This window comes from Amycolatopsis sp. lyj-346 (assembly GCF_046548975.1).
Classification (GTDB): domain Bacteria; phylum Actinomycetota; class Actinomycetes; order Mycobacteriales; family Pseudonocardiaceae; genus Amycolatopsis.
Map to the genome: position 1 here is coordinate 68,324 of NZ_JAJPWT010000016.1, position 20,554 is coordinate 88,877.

19 protein-coding genes are annotated in these 20,554 nt (G+C 72.5%); 8 read left to right on the forward strand and 11 right to left on the reverse strand.

What is annotated here, in order from left to right:
* Window positions 1–20: 20 nt before the first annotated feature.
* Window positions 21–911, forward strand: coding sequence for a MerR family transcriptional regulator (locus ACLJQE_RS34835; RefSeq protein ID WP_410643799.1), 891 nt, complete (start codon window positions 21–23; stop codon window positions 909–911).
* 96 nt (window positions 912–1,007) lie between these two features.
* On the forward strand, window positions 1,008–2,018 hold the full coding sequence (locus tag ACLJQE_RS34840; RefSeq protein ID WP_410643800.1) for a DUF5914 domain-containing protein: 1,011 nt from the start codon (window positions 1,008–1,010) through the stop codon (window positions 2,016–2,018).
* 34 nt (window positions 2,019–2,052) lie between these two features.
* On the opposite strand, the gene ACLJQE_RS34845 is transcribed toward ACLJQE_RS34840, so the two are convergent.
* Entirely contained in the window at window positions 2,053–3,051 is a 999-nt protein-coding gene (locus ACLJQE_RS34845) for a LacI family DNA-binding transcriptional regulator (RefSeq protein WP_410643801.1), read from the reverse strand.
* 271 nt (window positions 3,052–3,322) lie between these two features.
* Here ACLJQE_RS34845 and ACLJQE_RS34850 point away from each other — a divergent pair, with 271 nt between their 5' ends.
* Entirely contained in the window at window positions 3,323–4,180 is an 858-nt protein-coding gene (locus ACLJQE_RS34850; protein ID WP_410643802.1) for a GDSL-type esterase/lipase family protein, read from the forward strand.
* Between the two features lie 19 nt (window positions 4,181–4,199).
* Here the strand turns inward: ACLJQE_RS34850 and ACLJQE_RS34855 are convergent, their stop codons facing one another.
* Window positions 4,200–4,790 (reverse strand): TetR/AcrR family transcriptional regulator, encoded by a 591-nt coding sequence (locus ACLJQE_RS34855; protein ID WP_410643803.1) that lies wholly within the window; start codon window positions 4,788–4,790, stop codon window positions 4,200–4,202.
* Window positions 4,791–4,862: 72 nt separating this feature from the next.
* Between ACLJQE_RS34855 and ACLJQE_RS34860 the strand changes: the two genes are divergently transcribed.
* A complete protein-coding gene (locus ACLJQE_RS34860; RefSeq protein WP_410643804.1) occupies window positions 4,863–5,045 on the forward strand; it encodes a hypothetical protein in 183 nt (60 codons plus the stop codon).
* Window positions 5,045–5,797: an alpha/beta fold hydrolase gene (locus ACLJQE_RS34865; RefSeq protein WP_410643805.1), complete on the forward strand. Its 753-nt coding sequence runs from the start codon at window positions 5,045–5,047 to the stop codon at window positions 5,795–5,797. The genes ACLJQE_RS34860 and ACLJQE_RS34865 overlap by 1 nt, the downstream gene beginning before the upstream one ends.
* Window positions 5,798–5,967: 170 nt before the next feature.
* Here the strand turns inward: ACLJQE_RS34865 and ACLJQE_RS34870 are convergent, their stop codons facing one another.
* From ACLJQE_RS34870 to ACLJQE_RS34895, 6 genes are all read right to left on the reverse strand, one after another.
* Window positions 5,968–6,519 (reverse strand): maleylpyruvate isomerase family mycothiol-dependent enzyme, encoded by a 552-nt coding sequence (locus tag ACLJQE_RS34870; protein WP_410643806.1) that lies wholly within the window; start codon window positions 6,517–6,519, stop codon window positions 5,968–5,970.
* On the reverse strand, window positions 6,516–6,998 hold the full coding sequence (locus tag ACLJQE_RS34875) for an SRPBCC family protein (RefSeq protein ID WP_410643807.1): 483 nt from the start codon (window positions 6,996–6,998) through the stop codon (window positions 6,516–6,518). The genes ACLJQE_RS34870 and ACLJQE_RS34875 overlap by 4 nt, the downstream gene beginning before the upstream one ends.
* Window positions 6,995–7,354 carry an ArsR/SmtB family transcription factor gene (locus ACLJQE_RS34880; RefSeq protein WP_410643808.1) on the reverse strand — a complete coding sequence of 120 codons (360 nt, stop codon included), beginning with the start codon at window positions 7,352–7,354 and terminating at the stop codon, window positions 6,995–6,997. Before ACLJQE_RS34880 ends, ACLJQE_RS34875 begins: the two co-directional genes overlap by 4 nt.
* Window positions 7,355–7,467: 113 nt before the next feature.
* Window positions 7,468–8,871, reverse strand: a complete 1,404-nt coding sequence (locus ACLJQE_RS34885) for a cellulase family glycosylhydrolase (protein WP_410643809.1) — start codon at window positions 8,869–8,871, stop codon at window positions 7,468–7,470.
* Window positions 8,872–8,953: 82 nt separating this feature from the next.
* Entirely contained in the window at window positions 8,954–9,496 is a 543-nt protein-coding gene (locus tag ACLJQE_RS34890) for a hypothetical protein (RefSeq protein ID WP_410643810.1), read from the reverse strand.
* Entirely contained in the window at window positions 9,493–10,728 is a 1,236-nt protein-coding gene (locus ACLJQE_RS34895) for a hypothetical protein (RefSeq protein WP_410643811.1), read from the reverse strand. The genes ACLJQE_RS34890 and ACLJQE_RS34895 overlap by 4 nt, the downstream gene beginning before the upstream one ends.
* Before the next feature lie 214 nt (window positions 10,729–10,942).
* Between ACLJQE_RS34895 and ACLJQE_RS34900 the strand changes: the two genes are divergently transcribed.
* Entirely contained in the window at window positions 10,943–14,005 is a 3,063-nt protein-coding gene (locus ACLJQE_RS34900) for an AfsR/SARP family transcriptional regulator (RefSeq protein ID WP_410643812.1), read from the forward strand.
* A 464-nt stretch (window positions 14,006–14,469) separates the two neighbouring features.
* On the opposite strand, the gene ACLJQE_RS34905 is transcribed toward ACLJQE_RS34900, so the two are convergent.
* Window positions 14,470–14,868 carry a hypothetical protein gene (locus tag ACLJQE_RS34905; RefSeq protein WP_410643813.1) on the reverse strand — a complete coding sequence of 133 codons (399 nt, stop codon included), beginning with the start codon at window positions 14,866–14,868 and terminating at the stop codon, window positions 14,470–14,472.
* 508 nt (window positions 14,869–15,376) lie between these two features.
* On the opposite strand from ACLJQE_RS34905, the gene ACLJQE_RS34910 reads away from it, so the two are divergent.
* Entirely contained in the window at window positions 15,377–17,026 is a 1,650-nt protein-coding gene (locus ACLJQE_RS34910; RefSeq protein WP_410643814.1) for a DUF6461 domain-containing protein, read from the forward strand.
* Here the strand turns inward: ACLJQE_RS34910 and ACLJQE_RS34915 are convergent.
* Complete coding sequence (locus tag ACLJQE_RS34915; RefSeq protein ID WP_410643947.1) at window positions 17,010–18,689, reverse strand: alpha/beta fold hydrolase; 1,680 nt, start codon at window positions 18,687–18,689, stop codon at window positions 17,010–17,012. The two genes, ACLJQE_RS34910 and ACLJQE_RS34915, sit on opposite strands and share 17 nt — an antisense overlap.
* A 150-nt stretch (window positions 18,690–18,839) precedes the next feature.
* On the reverse strand, window positions 18,840–19,358 hold the full coding sequence (locus ACLJQE_RS34920; RefSeq protein WP_410643815.1) for a hypothetical protein: 519 nt from the start codon (window positions 19,356–19,358) through the stop codon (window positions 18,840–18,842).
* A 121-nt stretch (window positions 19,359–19,479) separates the two neighbouring features.
* Between ACLJQE_RS34920 and ACLJQE_RS34925 the strand changes: the two genes are divergently transcribed.
* Window positions 19,480–20,502 (forward strand): LLM class flavin-dependent oxidoreductase, encoded by a 1,023-nt coding sequence (locus tag ACLJQE_RS34925; protein WP_410643816.1) that lies wholly within the window; start codon window positions 19,480–19,482, stop codon window positions 20,500–20,502.
* Window positions 20,503–20,554 lie beyond the last annotated feature (52 nt).

Genomic DNA, 20,554 nt, shown 5'->3' on the forward strand with positions numbered 1-20,554 from the left:
CGTGTGGAAACGTGGTGCGGATGGACGTCGACGCGGTGAGTGGCCGGGACGGGCCCCGTGCCGGGGGTTCGTGGACGCCCGGCAAGGTCGCCGAACTGCTCGGCGTCTCGCCGGTGACGCTGCGGACCTGGGCTGCGCGCTACGGGGTCGGCCCGACGCTGCGGGACGACGGGCGGCACCGGCGGTACTCCGACGCCGACGTCCGCCGGCTGCAGTACATGCAGCGGCTCATCGACCGCGGCGTGCGGGCCAGGGAAGCCGCCGCGGCGGCGTTCGCCGGCGTCGGCGAAGCGGTCCCGGAGGTTTCCGTCGGCCGGCACGTCGAGGAGCTCGAGCGGGCCGCGGACGGTCTGGACTTCGCGACGCTGGCCGCACTGCTGGACGAAACGCTGGACGCGCTCGGCCCGGCCGCGGCGTGGACCGAAGTACTCGTTCCCGTGCTGCGCCACCTCGGCGGCCGCTGGCTGCGCGGCGACGTCTGCTTCGACTCCGAATGGGCGCTGACCGGCGAGATCTCCCTGGCCCTGCAGCGCTACAGCGCCGGGTTCGCGAACACCCCGCCCGGACGGGCGGTGCTGCTGGCCTGCTGCCCGGAGGAGCGGCACAGCCTGCCGATGGAGGTGCTGCGGGCCACCATGGTGGAGGTCGGCATCCCGGCGGTCCACCTGGGCCAGCTGGTGCCCGCCGAGACGACCGTCGCCATCGCGGCCAAGCTCGACCCGGTCGTGGTGTTCCTGTGGTCGATGTCCGCCGGCACCGTCGACGACCTGCTGCTCCAGCGGCTGCGGCGGCGCGGCTTCGACGTCGCCACGGCCGGCCCGGGCTGGGAGAACCTCACCGAGCGGGACGTTCCCTGGGTCAACGACCTGGCCGCCGCCCTCGATCTGGCCACCGAACGCCTGAAGGCGTGAGGCGCCTCCGGAAGCGTTGCGCAATCGCTCCAAATGCCCGAGGATGACTCGCGTGCCGGTCTTCTCGGCCGGCCGTGGCAGGCGGGAGCGTGTCCGGTGGACCTCAAGCGGCAGGTGATCGAACGCTGGCCGGCGCGCTGGCCGGTGCAGCCGTTCCGGGAACCGGCGTGGGCGCGGCAGGAACCCACCTACGCCGACTGCAGTCCCGCGCTGATCGAGGCCGCGGTCAAGCGGGCGAGTGCCCGGCCGTCGGGCAACTGGTTCGTCTTCGCCGCCGGCCGCGAGATCCGCGCCGACCGGCCGTTCGGCGTCCGCGTCGGCGGCCGTGAGCTGGTCGCGTGGCGCGGGCCGGACGGCGCGCTGCTCGTCGGCCCGGGCGCGTGTCCCCACCTCGGCGCGCCGCTCGACCAGGCGCGGGTGCACTGCGGCGAGCTGGTCTGCCGCTGGCACGGCCTGCGCGTCGGCGCGGACCGTCCGGGGTGGACGGCACTGCCCGCCTACGACGACGGCGTGCTCGCGTGGGTCCGCCTCGACCGGATCGGCGGGGAGCAGCCCACGGACCGGCCGATCGTGCCGGTCCGCCCGGCCGGGACCACGGTCGACGCCGTGGCGACGCTGGCCGGCGTCTGCGAGCCCGAAGACGTCGTCGCCAACCGCCTCGACCCGTGGCACGGCGCGTGGTTCCACCCGTATTCGTTCGCGCGGCTGCGCGTGCTGTCGGCGCCGCAGGGGGTCGACGTCGCGGAGGCCGAAGACCGGTTCGTCGTCGAGGTGACCTTCCGGCTGGCGGGCAGGATCGGCGTCCCGGTGGTCGCCGAGTTCACCTGCCCGGGCCCCCGGACGGTCCTGATGACCATTGTGGACGGCGAGGGCACGGGCAGCGTGGTCGAAACGCACGCCACCCCGCTCGGCCCGGGCCCCGACGGCCGGCCGCGCACGGCGGTGATCGAGGCGACGATCGCCGCGTCCGGCCGCCCGGGATTCGCCAGGGCGGCCCGCATGGCGCCGGTGCTGCGGCCCCTCGTGCGCCGCGCCGCCGCCCGGCTGTGGCGGGACGATCTCGCCTACGCCGAGCGGCGTTACGCGTTGCGCGGGGACCACCACTGACTCACCGGCGGCACCTCGCCGAGGGGGATCCGGCTCAGGCGCTCGCGCGGGTGATCAGCGAAACCGGCAGCGAAATCCGGTCGGCGGTGTCCGCCAGCAGCGCCCGCACCAGGGCCTGGCCGTGGTCGTACTTGTCGATCCGGACCGTGCTGAGCGGCGGGTTCACGTAGGCCGACATCTCCAGGTCGTCGAAGCCGACCACCGCGCAGTCCCGCGGGACCGTGCCTCCGCGCGCGAGGACGGCCTGCACCGCCCCGATGCCCATCAGGTCGTTGACCGCGAAGATGCCGTTGACCCCGGGCCAGGCCGCGAGGAGCCGGCGGGCCGCTTCCGTGCCGCCCGCGATGGTCGGCGGGCCCTGGACGATCCGCGCCGAGACGTCGCCGAAGCCGTGGGCGGAGCACGCGGCGACGAACGCCGGCCGCCGCCGGTCGGCCGCGACGCCGACCGAGCTGTCCAGCATGCCGAGGCAGGCATCCGGCCGCCGCGCGAGCAGCTCGACGGCCGCTGCCGTGCCGGTCGCGAAGTCGTTGCTCACCGAGGCCGCCACCTCCGTCGGCAGTTCCCGGTCGGCGACCACCAGCGGGACCGAGCGCGCGTAGCCGGCGAGGACGTCGTCGGGCATGCCGTAGAAGAAGCCGACGACCCCGCGCGCGGAGCGGGCCAGCGCGTCCTCGATGGCGTCGCGTTCCCGGCCCGGGTCGGCGTCGGTGTTGTACAGCACGACGCTGCACCCGGCCGCCTCCGCCGCGTCGTACACCCCGCGTGCCACGGCCGGGTAGAACGGGTTCGCGATGTCGGAGACGATCAGGGCGATGACGTCCGACCGCTGGGTGCGCATGCCCTTCGCCAGCGCGCTCGGCCGGTAGCCCAGCCGGGTCGCCGCCGCCAGCACGCGCTCGCGGGTGTCCGGGGCGATCTCCGGCAGATCGCGCAGCGCACGCGAAACCGTCTGCCGCCCCACGCCGGCTTCCCTCGCCACGTCCTCGATGGTCACGCGCTTGACGCGCGGGAACCGCCCGTGTCCGGTCACGTCGTCACCTCCCTCCGCAGTTTCGACGAGCCTAAGGGGCAGCCCGGGGTGCCGTTCCTGCGCAGCTCGACGGCAGGTGCCGGAATACGTTTTCCCTCCTCTGGTGCAAGTGCTCGGACGGTGTGGCACCCACCATGGCCGGAAGGGCGGCTGACCCGCTCTTGACCTCGTCTGTGGTGCCCGCCACACTGGGGAATGCGTTTCCCGGGCCTCGCCGCAGAGACGACGGCATGAGCGCCCTCGGCGAACTCCGGCCTGTGGAGGAACATCCGTGGTGAAGAACAGGGTGCGTGCCGCGATCATGGCCTTGTCCTTGGTGCTGACCGCACCGCTGGTGGTGGGGGCCGGGACGGCCGCCGCGTCGCCGGGCACGGGCTGCGCGGCCGGGGCCGCCGGCGCGAAGACGGCGGCGGCCGCGATCAAGGTGTGGCTGGCGGGCGACTCGACCATGGCGGACCCGAAGTCGGCGTGTCCGGTGGGCTGGGGCAGCCGCTTCGATCGGCTGTTCACCGACGACGTCACGGTCGTCAACAACGCGGTCGCCGGACGCAGCGTCCAGACGTGGCTGTACGAGTCGAACGTGACCGGCGCGAAGGACGCCGCCGGCGAGTGCGTGGTGAGCCCGAAGGCGTACGCCCAGCGGTGGCTGAACATGCTCGACCCGGTGAAGGGTATGCACGCGGGCGACTACCTGGTGATCCAGTTCGGCATCAACGACGGTGATCCGAACTGCCCGCGCCACGTGGGCCGGGCCCGCTACCAGAGCCTGCTGACGGCGATGGCCCAGGCGGCCCGGGACCGCGGCGCCCACCCGGTCCTGCTGACCCCGGTGGCGGCGATCACGTGCAGCGGCAGCACGGCCGTGGGCAACCGGGGCTTCCTGACCGAGACGGCGGCCGCGGGGTCGGCGACCGGAGCGCCGGTGATCGACCTGCACAAGCTGAGCTACACGTTGTACAACACGCTGAAGCTGTGCCCGAACAACGGCGACTACACGAGGGGGGCGGTGGGGGCGTTCTTCTGCAACGACCACACGCACTTCGAGGCCGCCGGCGCGGACAAGATCGCCGAGGTGGTGGCGAAGGCGGTGCGGGCGCAGCGGATTCCCCTGGCGAGCTACCTCAGGTAGCCGGGCCCATCGCCCATGTTCAGCGCCGGAGGGCCCGGCGCCAGTGGCCGGTGACGCTCCGCCGCAGTGCCTCGGGATCGACGCCGGCCGGGTCGAGCAGCCGCTGCAGGGCGATCCCGCGCAACTGCCCGACGACGGCGGTCGCGACCTCGTCCGCGCCGACGCCGGCGTCGATGGTGCCGTCCGCGATACCGGCCTCGACGTCTTCGCGCAGGTCGGCGCGGAAGGCGGCGTCCCGCTCGCGGAAGATCGGGGCCAGCTCCGGCTGGGTGGCGGCTTCCGCCCACAGCAGCAGGAAAGCCCGGTTGAACGCCCCGATCCGGCCGAGCTCGCCGAGGTAGCCGTCGATCAGCCGCAGCAGGCGGTCGAGGCCGGGCGGCAGGTCGTCCAGCCCCGGGACGAACCCGGCCTGCGTGGCCCGCGCGAGCCGTTCGACCAGCGCCTGCTTCCCGCCGAAGTGGTGGGTGACGATGCCGCGGCTGTACCCGGCGCGTTCCCCGACGCGGGCGAGCGTCAGCGAACGCACGCCCTGCTCGACGACGAGTTCGGCGGCGGCGGCCAGGAGCGCGGCTTCGGCCTGCTCGCGGCGTTCCTGCTGGGTGCGGCGCATGATCGGAGCCTATCAAAGTAACTTGCGTGTCAGGCAACAAGTATGTGTAGGCTGCGGTCCCAGGAGGTTCTGATGATCGAAATCGAAGACCACGCCCTGCTCGCCGACGACCCGGGCGGCCCGGTCGTGCTGCTCAACCGGCTGCGGTTCCGCCCGGACGACGGCCGCGCCCCCGGGTACCAGGCGATCACCCCCCGGTGCACCGAGGCGCCGGGGGAACCGGTCCTGCCGCCGACCACGCCGGTGGTGGTCTGATGCCCGCGGTGTTCGTCCACGGCAACCCGGAGACGGCGGCGGTCTGGGACCTGCTGCTGGCGGAACTCGCGCCGGCGCGGTCCGATCTGGTCTGCCTGTCCCCGCCCGGCTTCGGCGCGCCCCTGCCCGCCGGGTTCGCCGCCACCCCGGCCGGCTACCGGGACTGGCTGGCCGGCGAACTGGCGGCTTTCGGCGAGCCGGTGGACCTGGTGGGCCACGACTTCGGTGGCAGTCACGTCCTCAACGTCGTGCTGAGCCACCCGCACCTGGTCCGCAGCTGGGTCAGCGACGCCCTCGGGGTCTTCGACCCGGACTACGAGTGGCACGAACTCGCCCGCCGCTGGCAGACACCGGGCGTCGGCGAGGTCGACGTCGCGGCGCGGTTCGGTGCCGCGGCCGAAGAGCGTGCGGCGGTGCTGGTGGAACGCGGGATGGGCCGGGCGGTCGCGGCCCGCGTCGCGGCGGGGCAGAACGAGGCGATGGGCCGCGCGCTGCTCACCCTGTACCGGTCCGCCGCCGCGCCGGGTGCACCCGGCCTCGGGTTGCCGCTGGAACGGGCGGCGGCCCGGCCGGGGCTGGCCATCCTGGCCACGGCCGACCACGTCGTCGGCACCGAAGAACAGCGCCGCCGGGCGGCCGCCCGCGCCGGTGCCCGGGTCGCCGTCCTCGACGGCCTGGGGCACTGGTGGATGACCCACGACCCGGCCCGCGCCGCCGCGGCGCTGACCGGGTTCTGGGCCACCGTCCACTGAGGATCAGCGGGCGTTCCACGAGCTGGTCGGCTGCCGGCTGTCCGGCGGGAGGCGGATCCCATGGGCTCTCCTCCCGCCACCGGTCAGCGAGCCGGCCGGTGGTCAGCCGCAGCCCGATCGCCGGGGGCCAGCCGACTGTGCTGACCCGGGGCTCCGCCCCGGCCCGGGACTCAGGCGCGCCAGGCCGGGTCGCGGCCGAGGAAGCCCATCAGCTGGTCCTGTGCCGAAGCGCCGTCCGCCACCGGCACCGCCCGGCCGAACTGGCCGCTGTCGCGCAGCAGTTGCTCCATCGGCCGCATCGCCGTCAACGCCTCCGCGCAGCGCTCCTCGCCGAGGTCGGGCTCGCGGCCGAGAGCCTTGGCGAGATCCCACGAATGCACCCAGACGTCTTCGGTGTAGAACTGGTCGATCGCCTCGTCCACCGGCCGGTCGCCGGTGTGCGGGTTGCTGAGCACCCGCCCGGCCGGGTCTTCGAGGATGGCCTGGATGTCGGCGACGTGCTGCTTCCACGCCCCGGCCGGGTCGGCCTCGACGGCCAGGGCCGGGAGTTCGATCCCCGCGCCGCGGAGGAAGCCACGGGGCCACTCGACCAGGTGCCGCACGACGTCGAGCGCCGTCCACTCCGCCACCGGCGACGGCCGCGCCCAGTCGCCGTCCGAGGCCGGCTCGACCAGCTCGGTGAAGCGGGCGGCGTCGGCCGCGTGCTTCCGGGCCGGGGTCATTTCGCGAGCAGTTCGTCGAGCTTGGCGTACCCCTCGTGAATGCCGGTCTCCATGCCGCTCGCCAGCATGCCGTCCCGGGTCGCGAAGTCCTGCACCACGCTGAGCATCCGCAGCCGGGTGCGGCCGCCCTCGATTTCCTCCAGGGTCAGCGTTTCCAGTGCGACGCCGTCGGGCTCGCCGTCGTAGGTGAACGTCGACACGATCCGCTCGTTCGGCCGCACTTCGTGGAAGCTGCCGTGGAAGGTGGCGAGCTCCTCGCCGTCGCGGTCGTTGGCGAAGGCCCATTCGCCACCCGTGCGTGCGTCCCACCGCAGGATCCGCGTGGTGACCGAGTGCGGCCCGACCCACTGCGTGTACAGCTGGGGGTCGATGTGGGCGCGGAACACCTGCTCGGGCGTGGCGTCGAACTCCCGGACGAGCCGGATCGTCGGGACCTTCTCGTCGGCCAGGATCTCGGTCTGGTGCTTCGCCATGGTCATGATGCGTCCTCTTGGGGTCGGGTTTCGTGGCCGGTCATGCGGCCCAGCAGGGCGTCGAGGCGCCGGTAGCGCTCCTCGGCCTGCCTCCGGTACCGCTCGATCCACTTGGTCATCAGGTCGAACACCTCGGCGTCCAGGTGAACCGGACGGCGCTGGGCGTCCTTGCTGCGCGTCACCAGCCCGGCCTCCTCCAGCACTTTCACGTGCTTGGAGACCGCCTGCAGGCTCATGTCGTACGGTTCGGCCAGCTCGCCCACGGTCGCGTCCGCGCCGGCCAGCCGCGCCACCAGATCGCGCCGCGTCGGGTCGGCCAGTGCCGCGAACACCCGGTTGAGCCGTTCGCTGTCTTCGTCCACCGGTTCTTCCTCAACTCTTCGGTTGAATAAGACGGTAGAGGGTCGCCCCGGCCGTTGTCAACCCGACGGTTGAGAAAGGGGTGGGGTTCCGCGCGCGGAACCCCACCCCGGGATCAGAAGCGGTCGGCCGTGCCGATGCGGCTCCGGACCAGGGAGCCGGACGCGGTCAACCGGCCGGTGCCGTAATCGCCGCCCGCGCAGGTGCCGGGCCGCAGTGCGGCGCTGCTTTCGTCGGCGTCGGAGTACGTCCAGTTCGCGTAGCCGATCTGCAGCTGGTCGAGCAGGTCCAGCCAGGCGGTGGTGCTCGCCTGGTCGAGGGTGCCGCCGCCGGTGGCGGTCACGGTGCCGAACTCCGTGACGAACAGCGGCAGCCTCGAGGCCGCCCGGCTCACCGTGGAGCGGTAGTTGTCCTTGTGGCTGGCGGCGTAGAAGTGGAAGGCGTACATGATGTTCGTGGCGTTGACGGGGTTGTTGACGACCTCGGTCTCGCTCGAACCGTCGGAGACGCCGAGGGAGGACCAGCCGCGGGTGCCGACGATCACGACGGCGTCCGGATCGGCGGCGCGGATCACCGGGATGACCTGCTCGGCGTAGTTCTTGATGGCGCTCCAGCCGACGCCGTTGGGTTCGTTGGCGATTTCGTAGATCACGTTCTTGCGGGCCGCGTTGCGCGCGGCCACCGCCGCGAAGAACGTCTTGGCGCGGTCGAGGTTGTAGTTGGGGTCGCCGGGGGTGAGGGTGTGGAAGTCGATGATCGCGTACATGCCGCGTTCCTCGGCCTCGCCGACGAGGCTGTTGACCCGGTCGGTGAACCACGCCGGGTTGGTCTCGTAGCCCTTTTCCTGCACGTACATGGCGATGCGGAGCAGGTCGGCGTGCCAGTCGTTCGCGAGGGCGTTCAGGGACGCGTCGTTGTAGCAGGAGTCGAACCACTGGAGGCCGTGCGTGCTCATGCCGCGCAGCTGGATCGCCCGGTTCGCTTCGTTGCACAGGTGGACGCCGCAGACGTGCAGCTGCCCGTTCGCGGCCAGCGGCGTGCCGCCGGGGGACGGGGTGGTGGTCGTGGTCGGCGTGCTGGTCGTGGTGGGGGTGGTGGTCGTGGTCGTCGACCCCGTGCAGGTGACGCCGTTCAGGGTGAAGGACGTCGGGATCGGGTTGGCGCCGGTGGAGGTGCCGGTGAAGCCGAGGTCGGTGACGGCACCCGTGGCCAGGGTCCGGTTCCACTCGGCGTTGGCCGCGGTCGCGGTCGCGCCGGACTGCGACCACGTGGCGTTCCAGCCCTGGGCGACCTTCTGGCCGGCGTCGGGGAAGGTGAACCGGAGCGACCAGCCGGTGATCGCGTCGCCCAGGTTGGTGACCTTGACCCCGGCCTGGAACCCGCCCTGCCACTGGTTGGTGACGGTGTAGTCCACCCGGCAACCCGACGTGGCGGCCGAGGCCTGCGGCATGGCGAGCACGGCGGTGCCGCCGAGAACCGTCGCGCCGGCGGCCGCCAGTGCAGCGATGGAGCGCTTCATTGAACTCCCTTGGGTCCGTGTTCGAGTGTTTCGACGGGCTGGGAGCGCTCCCAGAGATGAGAACATCCGGCACCGGCGGACGTCAAGGGTGTGCTCGCCGAAGGGGGAAGGGCCGCTGGTCTCGAACTCCGGTGGCGCTGGCTGGGTCGCGTTCCGGTCGTCTGCGCTGCGCGAGGCCGAGATGCCAACGCCCGGACACGACCACCAGGTCGGTGGCCGGATCGGGTCCGTTCGCACGTACCTGCTCGAGTGCGCCCAGTCGCCGGCCGCCGGCCAGCCAGAGGAAACCCGCCACGGCGGCGAGTTCGGCCGGGACACCGTCGGCGAGCGCGATCTCGCCGGACCGGTCGCCGAACAGACACGCGCCGCTGCCGACGGGAACCGTGACGATGGTGAGCCCGGGCAACCGGTCGAGGGTCGCGGCCACGACCACGCGTGCCGCGGTGCGGGACGGCTGGGGCGCTGTGACCGCGATGTCGGCCAGTGCCGGCAGGGCGTGGGCGTCGGCGTCGGCCAGGAAGATGCTGAACGCCGTCCCCAGGCGGGATTCGCGGCGGTAGCGCCAGCAGGTGAGCGGCGGCCACGGGATGCGGGTGGCGACGATCCGGTGCGCGTGGGCGCTCATACCGGCATCGCCACCGGCGCCGGCAGCGGGACCGGCGAGACGGGGACGGCACGGGCCGGTTCGGACAAGCCGAGCAGTCGGTACATCGTGCGGCGCAGGAGGTGCCCGGCTTCGCCGGGCCGCGAGCTGAGCAGCCTGCGGATCAGCTCGGGAATTCCGTTGGTGTCACGACCTTCCCGCGCCACCGCCAGCTGTGGCGTGAGCGGCCGGTCGTGCCGGCGGCGGGGAGCGTGGCGTGCCAGGGCCGCGGCGGGTGTGTCCTCCAGGAGCGGCTGGCCCGGCGTATCTTCGAGCAGGACGGCGGCACCGGCGGCCGCCGCGTAGCAGGTCACCGACCCGTAGTCGCCGATCACGTAGTCGGCGGCGGCCAGTGCCGCCCGCCAGCCGTCCTCGGGCGGCACGAGGACGAGCCCGGCGCGCAGGGCATCGGCGAGCCAGGACCGGACCTGCCAGGCGCCGTGGTGCGCCCAGATGTTCGGGTGCAGGGCCCCGACCACCCGGAACCGGTCACCCGGCAGCTCGGCGAGGACGCGGTCGAACAGGTCGGGATGACGGCCGAACGCCGAGCGCGGCGACCAGGTCGAAGTGACCACGACGATCTCCTGGTCCGCGGTGAGGCCGAGTGCGCGCCGGTAGTGGCCGCGGTAGGGAAGGCTGGCGGTGAGCCGGTCGAGGGTGATGTCGCCGGTGACGACCGCGGCGGGCAGCGCCTGCGGGCACTCCCGGGCGAGCAGGACGCGCTCCCGGTCGTGGACCAGCGCGAGCGCGTCGGCACGGAGCCGGCCTTCCCGCAGCAGCTGGTCCGGACTCAGACCCGTGCCGTGGCGCCGCGGCCGCGGCACGGCGGTGTCCGGCGGGCGCCAAGGCCGGTACTGGCCGAACCCGCCGCCGTGGGGTACCAGCAGGGTGGGGGCGGCTAGGTCGTCGAGACCCCGGGTGCTGCCGGCGAGCACGAGGTCGAACTCGCTGCGCCGGGCCTGCGGCCAGGGCAGCACGACGCCGCCCTGCGCATGCAGGAACGCCCGGCCGGCCTGCCAGTTGTCGCCCCCTTCCGGATCCGCGAAGACCACCTGAATGCGGTGGTCGGCCTCGATCAACGGCAGCAGGTCGGACAGCCGGGCGCCGGCGACGGGGTGCGGAACGAGCACCAGAACGGATTTCGTGCCACGCCGTGTGGCGTAGTGCCGGTCGGTGCGCCCGACAGGACTGCGTACCCAGGCTGTCTCGATCATGTGTTTCTCCCTCGCTGTCCGAAAACTGTCATCAGACTGCGCCGGGCGGTGGAAAACCGGGTTTGGCCTGCTGCTCCACAACTTGACAATGGATCGACAAAGATCGTCATTTCGGGACATTTGGGGCTTTGACCTGGTACTTCGTGGTGTTGAATGCGAAAATTCGGTGGGCGGAGAGGGGCGGCGTGCCGGTTCGCCGCGGGGAGGGGATCTGATGGAAATCGGGTTCGGAATTCTCGGGCAAACGGCTCTGCTGCTGCACGGGAATATGGACGTGAAGCCGGTTCGCGGTCGGCCCGGCCAGGTGCTGGCGGCATTGCTGGCGAATCCCGGCCGGCTGGTTCCGGTGGACACCGTGGTGGACTGGGTGTGGGCGGAACACGAAAATCCGCCCCGGGACGCGCTGGGAACGCTGCACCAGGCCGGCGCCCGGTTGCGGCAGGCGTTCCAGGCCGACGGCGTCGACGCCGACGTCACCATCGGCAAGGCGGGCTGTCGGCTGGAGGTCGACCGGCGCCGGATCGACTACCACCGGTTCCGGGCGATGATGGCCCGCGCGCGGGAATTCCACGACCGGGGGCAGCACGACCGCGCACACGTGGAGGCACTGGCCGCGGTGCGGCTGCGGCGCGACGAGCCCCTGGTCGGTCTGCGAACGGGCCTCGCCGACGGGTGGCGGCTGCGGTGGACGCGCAACGAGTGGGTCCCGGCCAATGCGTTCGTTGCGGCGCAACAGCTTCTGCTCGGTCAAACGGAACTGGCGGTGGTGCGGCTGGAGGAGCTCGACGTCAGCCACCCGATGGAACTGAGCCTGGCGAAGCTGCGGATCCGCGCTCTCGTCGCCGCCGGGCGGGCACTGGAGGCAACCGAGTACTTCCGCGACATCCGCCGCGAGTTCCGGGAATGCGGGGATCTGCACGCGGCCGGCGAGCTGCTCGCCGTCTACAACGAGGTGATCGAGTCCGGCGCGACCCCCTTCCCAGCGCCGGCGCGACCGGCGCTCACGGCCGCGGAAGAATCGGCGGACGGCGAGCCGCAGCTGCCCGCGATCTGGCACCTGCCGCCCGACGTCGACGGCGTCGTGGGCCGCGAAGCCGTCTTGGCCGAGCTCGACGCGTTCACTGCGGACTCGGCAGGCGTACCGCGCGCGGACGTGGTCATGCTGACCGGCGGCCCGGGCGTGGGGAAGACGACGGTCGCGGTGCGGTGGGCCCATCGGTCGGCGAACCGCTACCCGCACGGCGTGGTGCTGCTCGACCTGCGCGGGGACGGCCAGGTCGCGGGCGCCTCGGCGGCGGACGTCGTCGAGCTCCTGCTGGAGCTGCTGGACGTGCCGGTCGACCAGATCGTCTCCCCAGTGGCGCGGGCCGTGCGGCTGACCCGGCTGCTGCGGCGGCGGCGCCTGCTCGTGGTGCTGGACAACGTCGCGCGCACCGACCAGGTCGAGCCGCTGTTGCGGGTGCTGGCGGACTGCACGGTCGTGGTGGTGACGCGGCAGCGGCTGTCGGCGTTGCTGGCGGCCCGGCCGAGCCCGGTGGTGACGGTGGCGCCGCTGTCGGCGGACGCGGCCCGGGCGTTGCTGGAGCGGCGGATCGGGCCGCGGGCCCGGCAGGACCCGGACGGGGTCGCCGCACTGGTGCGGCTGTGCCAGGGCAACGCGCTGGCGTTGACGCTGGTGTCGGTCCGCGCCGCGGCCCGGACCGGAATGCGGCTGGGGACGCTGGCGGAAGCGTTGCGCGACGCGGACATGCTGCTGGACGTCGGCAACGACGGCGACTGGCCGGGACGCAGCCTGCGCTCGGCGTTCACGCTGTCTTACCGGGGTTTGCCGCCCGCCGAGCAGCGGACGTTCGCGCTACTGGGGCTGCACCCCGGCGCCGAGGTGGCTTCGGACGCGATCGCCGCGGCGGACGGGCGGCCGCTGTCGCAGGTGCGGCAGTCACTGGCCGTGCTGGTGGCCGCGCACCTGATCGAGCAGCCGGGTGACCTCGACCGCTATCGCGTGCACAACCTGCTGCAGCTCTACGCGGAGTCGCTGGCGCGGCAGCTGGCCGACAGCGTGGAGGCACGCCGGAGGCTGCTCGAGTTCTACCTGTTGACCGCGTACGAAGCCCACCGGACGGTATATCCGGGGCGGGACCGGCCGGAGCTGCCGCGGACCGGCGGCGACGTGACCGCGGCGCGGTTCGCCACGCCGGCGGCGGCTCGGCAGTGGGTGCTGCGCGAACGCACGACCCTTACTGCCGCGGTCGGGCTCGCGGCGGAGGCGCGGTTGCCCGGGATCGCGTTCACCCTGCCGTCGCTCACGGCGGACGTGTTCGATCGCCACGGCCACTTCGGCGACATCATCGCCGGGTTCACGGTCGCCGCGTCCTCGGCCGCGGCGGTGGGTAACGCCTACGCGGAGGCGTCGAGCCTCAACGACCTCGGGCAGGCTCTGCTGCTGATGGGTCAGGACGCCCAGGCCGAGCCGTACCTGCAGGCGGCGTTGCGGCTGGTCGACGCCCATGGCATCGGTATCGGCCGGGTGACGGTGATGCTGAACATGGCGCGGCGGCACCTGCACGCCGGCCGGGTCGTCGAAGCCGTGACGATGTCGCGCGAAACGCTCGAGGCGGCGCGGGTGCTGGGCGAGCCCGAGCGGTGCGCGGCCGCCCTGCACCGGCACGCGGACGCGTTGCTGGAGCAGGGCGGGCACCAGCTCGACGCGCTGGCGCTGTATCGGGAGGCGTTGGCGCTACGGGAGCGCATCGACGACGGACCGGGCCGCACGTTGACCCATCTCGCCTTGGGTGACCTGCTGACCAGGATGGGCCACCACGGCGAAGCCGGCGACCAGTGCGCTCGGGCGGCGCGCCTGGTGAGCGAGAGCCAGCACTTGCCGACGGCGATGAAGCTGAACACCGTCCTGGCGCGCTTGCGGCACGCCGAAGGCGACGACCGCGCGGCCCTGCGGCACGCCCACCAGGCGGTGGAGCTCGCCGATCGGTCGGGCCACGCAACAGGCCGCGGCAGGGCCTTGGACACCCTTGCGAAGATCCTTTTCGACCGCGGCAACATCGAAGACGCCCGCCTCCTGTGGGAGCGCGCGGCGCGGTTGTTCCGGGACCGGGAGCGCGTCGGGCAGGCGCAGCGGATCGAGGCGATGCTGGAGTCGCTGGACGCCGTGGTGATCCCATCGGCTCGGGACGGCGAGCGCGACACGGTCGCGATGCCGTCCCCGCATCTGTCGTCCGACGAGCGCGTGCCCGCATCGACTTCTCGACTGGGCACCTGAGGCGGTTGTCGCTGTCGGTTACCGCCAGTTGATCGGCCGTAGTGGCCCAGCGTGACGGCCACGAATGGCCGTAACCCATGATCGCGAATGGCGGCTCGGTGTATCGTCAGCGGCCACCAAGGTGTGAAAAGTCGGCCCGATAGTGTGAAGAACTTTCGCCTTGCCCGCGGATTCGTCATTTCGGCTGGTGTGTCGTCACTGGATCGACAGGTCCACCCCCACATTGAGTGACAGATGCATTGCGCTATTGTCTCGGCGACCCACTAAATGACGACTGCTGATCCAGGCAGTCGCATCGCCCCCGAGGTGACGATTTGAAGCGTGTTCGGTCGCATCCGCTGGTTTTGACCGGCATCGTGTGCATGCTCGCTGTAATGCCCGCCGTGATGGCGTGCTTGCCGGCGCACTGGCGTTATTACTGAGGGTTGCTGAGGCGCCCGGATCCCGCCGGGCGCCTCGACCGGTCAGAAATCGGTGAAGTCGGATCCGCTGGACGCTGACCTCGGTGGCCGTCCCCGCCCGCGAAGCTCCACCCCGGCTTCCAGCAACATCCGTTTGGTGATGTCCCGCCCGAGCCCGAACGCTTTCCCCGTGTCGGCGATCGACTTGCCGCTGCAATAGGTCTCGACCATTCCCGGCGGCGCAGGTGGCGTCATCGGCTGCGGCGCCCGAAACGTGACACCTTGAAGTTGCAGGACGGCGCGCAGAGTCCGATAGCTGCCGTCGAAATCTTCCAGCAAAGTGCTCAAGGTGGCACCGGCCAGGTACCGGCGCTTCAGATCGGCGGCTTCATCGGCTGGTACGTCGGCGGGAAGCCGGTGGGCCCGCCGGTTCGGTCTGTGTTCTTTCCCGGCCTCGTTCACGAGATCATCGCCGCCCCGAACAGCTGATCCGGTATCGCCGGGTTGTCGTTGCCGTCCCCGGCGATCTGAGGTGTTCCTCCAGGCAAGGCGATCGGCGAAGAGGCGTACACCGCCAGATGTGTTTTACCGGCTGCCCCGTACGAGCGAGGTTTGAGTTTGCCGTGGTCACCGCGGGTTCACCCCTCGGTTCGCGGAAGTGTTGCTGATTACGGGACATGGAGGGCCAGGACGACGAGGAGACGGGCGACCTTCCAGTTCGTGACGGGATTTGTCGGGACGAGTTGCTGTTGATCATGGCTGTCGCGCCGAAGCGACACCAAGATCCCGAGAAGGGTGAACGCGCCGGCGCACGGCCCGCTGCGCCGGCCACCGTCGAGTCGCTCCTTACAGCGGGCGGGACGGCCGGGGGTTGCTCACTCGCGCCTCGCCAGCCCAAACCCACGCGGCTCCCGCCGGGACCGGCCGGGCCGACCCGCGGCTCGAGGCCGGTTTCTGGCACAGTGTTGGCATGGGGGAAGCTGGCATGGGGGAAGACCTTGCCGTCGCCGTGGCGGCCGTCGTGCCCGCCGTCCGTGCCGTGATCCCGCCCGCGCCGGCCGCCGTGCTGGGCCGTCTCCGGCTCGAGCCGCCACGCCATCGGTTCCCGGACGTTCCCGAGCCCGATGTGGTGCGGTCACTGAGGACGCTGCCGTCGTGGGTGGTCGAGCGGGTGCACGGTGCGGTGGAGCTGACGCTGGCGTCGCTGGACGTGCCGGCGCCTTCGGTCGCGTCCGCGCTGGAACCGCCGCCGGACGGAACGTTCGGCTTCCTCACCTCGGACAGCGAAGCGGAAGCCCTGCGCGAGACGCGGTTGCTGGCCCGGCTCCGGCCCGGCCTGCTCGAGCTGGTGGCCGACCTGACCGCCGGCTTGGTGGCTCGAGCCCGGCTCACCGCCGAAGGTGACGAAGCCGCGATCGCGGCCGCGCACGGAGCCGGCCACCTCGCGATCGCGTTGGTGACCGCGACGATCGCCGCGCGCGAAGCCGGCCGGCCCGGCGTCGCGGGCATCGTCGGGACGGCGCTCGGGGTCGCGGCGAGCCTGCTCCGCTCGGCACCGGTGCCCGAAGGCTACGCGGCGGCGCTGCGGGAGAAAGAGCGTGCCGAGTACCTGCTGCCGCAGTCGGGTAGCACGTTCGTGAACGTCCGCAACCACGTCTTCGCCCTGACCGAGGGCGGCTTCCCGGCCTTCGGCAGCTTCGCGGAGAACGGTCTCGCGGAGGTCGCCGACGGTGGCGTGGTCGTCCGCACGGGCACCGAACAGGGGTCGGTCCGGGTCGGCGTCCGGGTGCTGGCCGAGCCACCTGCCACGGTCGAAACCCTGGGCTGGGAGGAAGTCGTCGACCTCAGCTGGCGCGCGGAGCACGGCTCGGCCGGTGTCGGCGGGGGAGTGACGACCCCGCCGTGGCCCGGCGACTACCGCGTCCGCGTGCACGCCTACGGCCGCGACGACCCCGAGAGCGAGAGCTACGACCTCCTGGTCTGGGCGGCACCCGCCGCGCCGCCGGTGGTGCACGCCAAGGCGGACCGCCTCGGCCACCGCCTGCGCGGCGAGCCGGAGCCGCCGGCCGTGGACCGGCCCGAGGTGCGCTACCGCTGGGTCGGGCGGTCCCGGCTGACGGTGGCGGCGACGGTCACGGTGGCCACCGGCCTTCCGGCGGACGAGGTCGTCCGCGCGTTCGGCGCGGACCCCGCCCGGCCGGAGCCGCTGGAGGAGCTGCGCGAGGCCTACGCCGACCCGTGGCTGGCGGTCCTCGACCTCGACGGCGTGGTCGTGGCGATCGAGGAAAACGGCTACCTCGGCTCCCACGCCCACGTGCTCACCGCGGTGTCCCGGGCCGGCCGGGCGGCGAGCATGTTCTGGAACGTCAACGCCGTGACGCGCCTGTCCTTCGCCCGCGGCGGGGAAGTCCTCTCGTCGTTCGAGCCGGGGCCGGCAGAACCGTCCGCGAACGAGGAGGTCGCCGCGGCACTGGCCGGTCTCGACCTGGCGGACTACCGCGACCGCACCGGGAAGGGCCTGGTGGCGGTGGAGCGGTTCACCGGCCGTGGGCTCTACCCCGAAGATCTGGAGGACCTCGACCGGCTCGGGGTGGCGTACCGGATCAGCGACCGCGGTTGACCGCGCTGATGTCGTCCTGGAGCCGTTCCCGGACACCCGTGCGGCTGTCCCGCGGCGCGGCCGCGGCCGACTGGGACGGCTCGCCCGCCGGGCCCGGCACCGGGAACACCCGCTGCTCCCCGGGCAGCGGGGTGCCGGGGCAGATGGTGGCCGCCGGTCGGCCGGCGCCGAGGAAGAAGCCGTTCACCAGATCGTCCACACAGGAATTGCCGCTGACGGCGTACTGACCGTGGAAGGGTGATTCCGCCACCGAGATCATCGGGATCCCGGCCGCCCTGGCCGCCGCCTCCGCCTGTTCGTAGCCGGTCTGCGGATCGAACTCGCCCTGGACGACGAGGATGTTCTTCGCCGCGCGCGGCGAGAGCCTCGGCAGCTCCTGCCGGGGCGGGTCGGACCAGTAACCGCACGCTTCGCTGAGGCCGTACGCCCAGCCGAACAGCGGGTAGGCCGGCCCCTGCAGATCGCTGAGCAGCTTGTACCAGCTCGCCGTCCGCGTCGGCTGGTCGCCGCACGCCACGGCCAGCCGCGTCCCCGGGACGTCGGCGTAGTCGGGCTCCGGCGGGTCCGCCGCCACGTCGGCGGCGGTCAGCCGGTCCGCCGGACGGCCGAAGACGGCCCGCGAAGCCCGGTCGAGATCGCTCCGCAGCGCGGCCGGCGTGGTGGCGGCCGCCCCGTCGAGCGCCGCCGCGCCCTTGGTGAGGACCAGGGCACCCACCATCCACTGCCGCGTGCTGCCGTTGCCGACGAAGACCGAGTCGAAGACGTCGGGCGGCACGCCCTGGGTCTTGAAGTAGGCCCGCAGCCGCTCCCACTTGGCCCGGACCTCCCCGGCGGTCTTGCCGAGCTGCTCCGGGAACCGGCGGGCCAGCCACGGCGCGTAGACGCGGTCGAACTGGCGCTGGTCGATCTTCGGGAACGCCTCGAACGCGGCCTGGAGGCGGCCTTCGAAGTTCACGCTGGAGTCGAGGACCAGCTTGCCGGCGTGGTCCGGGAACAGCGAGGCGTACTTCGCCCCGAGCCAGGTGCCGTAGGAGAAGCCGAGGTAGTTCAGCTTCTCGTCGCCCAGCAGCGTGCGGATCAGGTCCATGTCGTGCGCGGTCTGCCAGGTGGTGATGAACGGCGCGAGCGCGTCGCTCTGGCAGGCCTCGGCCAGGACGCGCGGCGTCCGCTGGTGCAGCGCGATGCTGGCCGCCGAGCGGTCGCGGGCGTCGAGGCCGTCGTCCTGGGGCAGCCGCCCCAGCGGCACCTGGCACACGTACCCGGGGTCTTCGCCGCCTTCCTGGCCGGTGCCGCGGGGGTCCATCCCGATGATGTCGTAGTGCTCGTTCACCGACGGTTCCAGGCCGGCCAGCGCGCCCGCGAGCGACGTGCCCCGGCCGCCGGGCCCGCCGGGGTTCACCAGGATCGCGCCCCGGCGGCTGCCGCCGGCCGTCACCCGGCTGATCGCCACCTTCAGGTCGTTGCCGTCGGACGGGGCCGCCCAGTCGCGTGGGACGGTGATCCGCGCGCACTGTGCTGTCCGGGACGGTGCTGTCCGGGGCTGGTTCCGCTGCTTGAACGGGCAGGCGCCCCAGGCGACCTCCTGGCTCCGGTACGGCGCGAGCGGGTCGGGTGTGGTCGCGGCGGCGGGCGCCGTGGTCGCCACCAGTACCGAGATCGCCACCACCAGTCCTGCTCGGGACGTTCGCACCGCAGCCTTCCTTCCTCGCACACCGGCCGGGCAAGATCCAATCACGGCGGGTGGGGGAGCGGCAGCGCAAAGTCGCGGCTCGCCGCGTGGATTCCTTCGATCCGGTGAACGCCGCGGGGCAGGTCAGGTGCGGTACGGCCCGTGGCTGCCGAGATCGGGGCTCACCCGCGGGTGCGGGCCGTCCTGGCCGGGCACAGGGGTGACGGCGGGGCGCCACGCGGGCTCCGTCGCCGCCGGTTCGACGACCACTTCGGTGGCGGGCCGGACGTAGGTTTCGGTGCCGCGCGGCTCGCCGCCGGAGTCCTGGAAGTGGTTCTCGACGATCCGGTCCTGGCGGCGGCGGGCGAGCACGGCCAGCGTGAGCACGTGGGCCACGGCCATCAGCAGCAGGAAGATGCCGAGCCTGCCGACCAGCGCGGCCGTCGAACCCGACCACTGCGGGCCGACCACCGAGAGCAGGGCGAGCACGCCGAACGAGACCAGGTGGAAGACGGTCACCACCATCCACGCCAGCGAGCCGGTGCCTTCCTCCCCGTCCGGCCCGCTGAGGTAGCGCCGGCCGCCGCGGTAGAGGATCTGGCCGTCGGCCACCACGAAGACCAGGCCGATGAGCAGGAAGCCGGTGAGGTCGTTGTCGGGCATGCGTCTCCTCCTCGTTTCCGGCGGAGTACCCGGCCGGGCGGGTGACCGGGCGCCGGTTCACCGGAACGAGCGACCCGCGCACCCCGGGAATCAATCCCGGGCGCCGGACGCTTGAGCAGGCGTGAAGAAGATTGGTTTCCTGTCGTTCGGCCACTGGTCGGCGAGCGCGCACTCCGAGACCCGGTCGGCCGCCGACTTCCTGCACCAGTCGATCGACCTGGCGGTCGCCGCCGAGGAACTCGGCGTGGACGGCGCCTACTTCCGGGTGCACCACTTCGCGCGGCAGGCGGCCGGCCCGTTCCCGCTGCTGGCGGCGATCGGCGCGCGGACCTCGAAGATCGAGATCGGCACCGGCGTGATCGACATGCGCTACGAGAACCCGCTGTACATGATCGAGGACGCGGGCGCCGCCGACCTCATCTCCGGCGGCCGGCTCCAGCTCGGCATCAGCCGGGGATCCCCCGAGCAGGTGATCGAGGGGTGGCGGTACTTCGGGTACGCCCCCGGCGAGGGCGAGACGGACGCCGACATGGCCCGGCAGCACACCGAGGTGTTCCTCAAGCTGCTCGACGGCGAAGGCTTCGCGCAGCCGAACCCGCGGCCGATGTTCGCCAACCCGCCGGGGCTGCTGCGGCTGGAGCCGCACTCCGAGGGCCTGCGCGAGCGCATCTGGTGGGGGTCCGGCTCGAACGCGACGAGCGTGTGGGCGGCGAAGCTGGGCATGAACCTGCAGAGCTCGACGCTCAAGGACGACGAGACGGGTGAGCCGCTGCACGTCCAGCAGCGCAAGCAGATCGAGGCCTACCGCGAGGCGTGGACCGAAGCCGGCCACGAGCGGGAGCCGCGGGTTTCGGTCAGCCGCAGCATCTTCGCGCTGACGAACGACCAGGACCGGGCCTACTTCGGCCGCGACCGCCACTCGCGCGACCAGGTCGGCATGATCGACGAGAACACCCGGGCGATCTTCGGCCGCTCCTACGCCGGGGAGCCCGACGAGCTCGTGCGGCAGCTCAGGGAGGACGAGGCCATCCAGGCCGCGGACACCCTGCTGCTCACCATCCCGAACCAGCTCGGCGTCGGCTACAACGCGCACGTGCTGGAGAACATCCTCACCCACGTGGCCCCGGAGCTGGGCTGGCGCTGAGCGAAGACGAACGGGCCCGGCCGATCGCGAGGATCGGCCGGGCCCGTTGCGC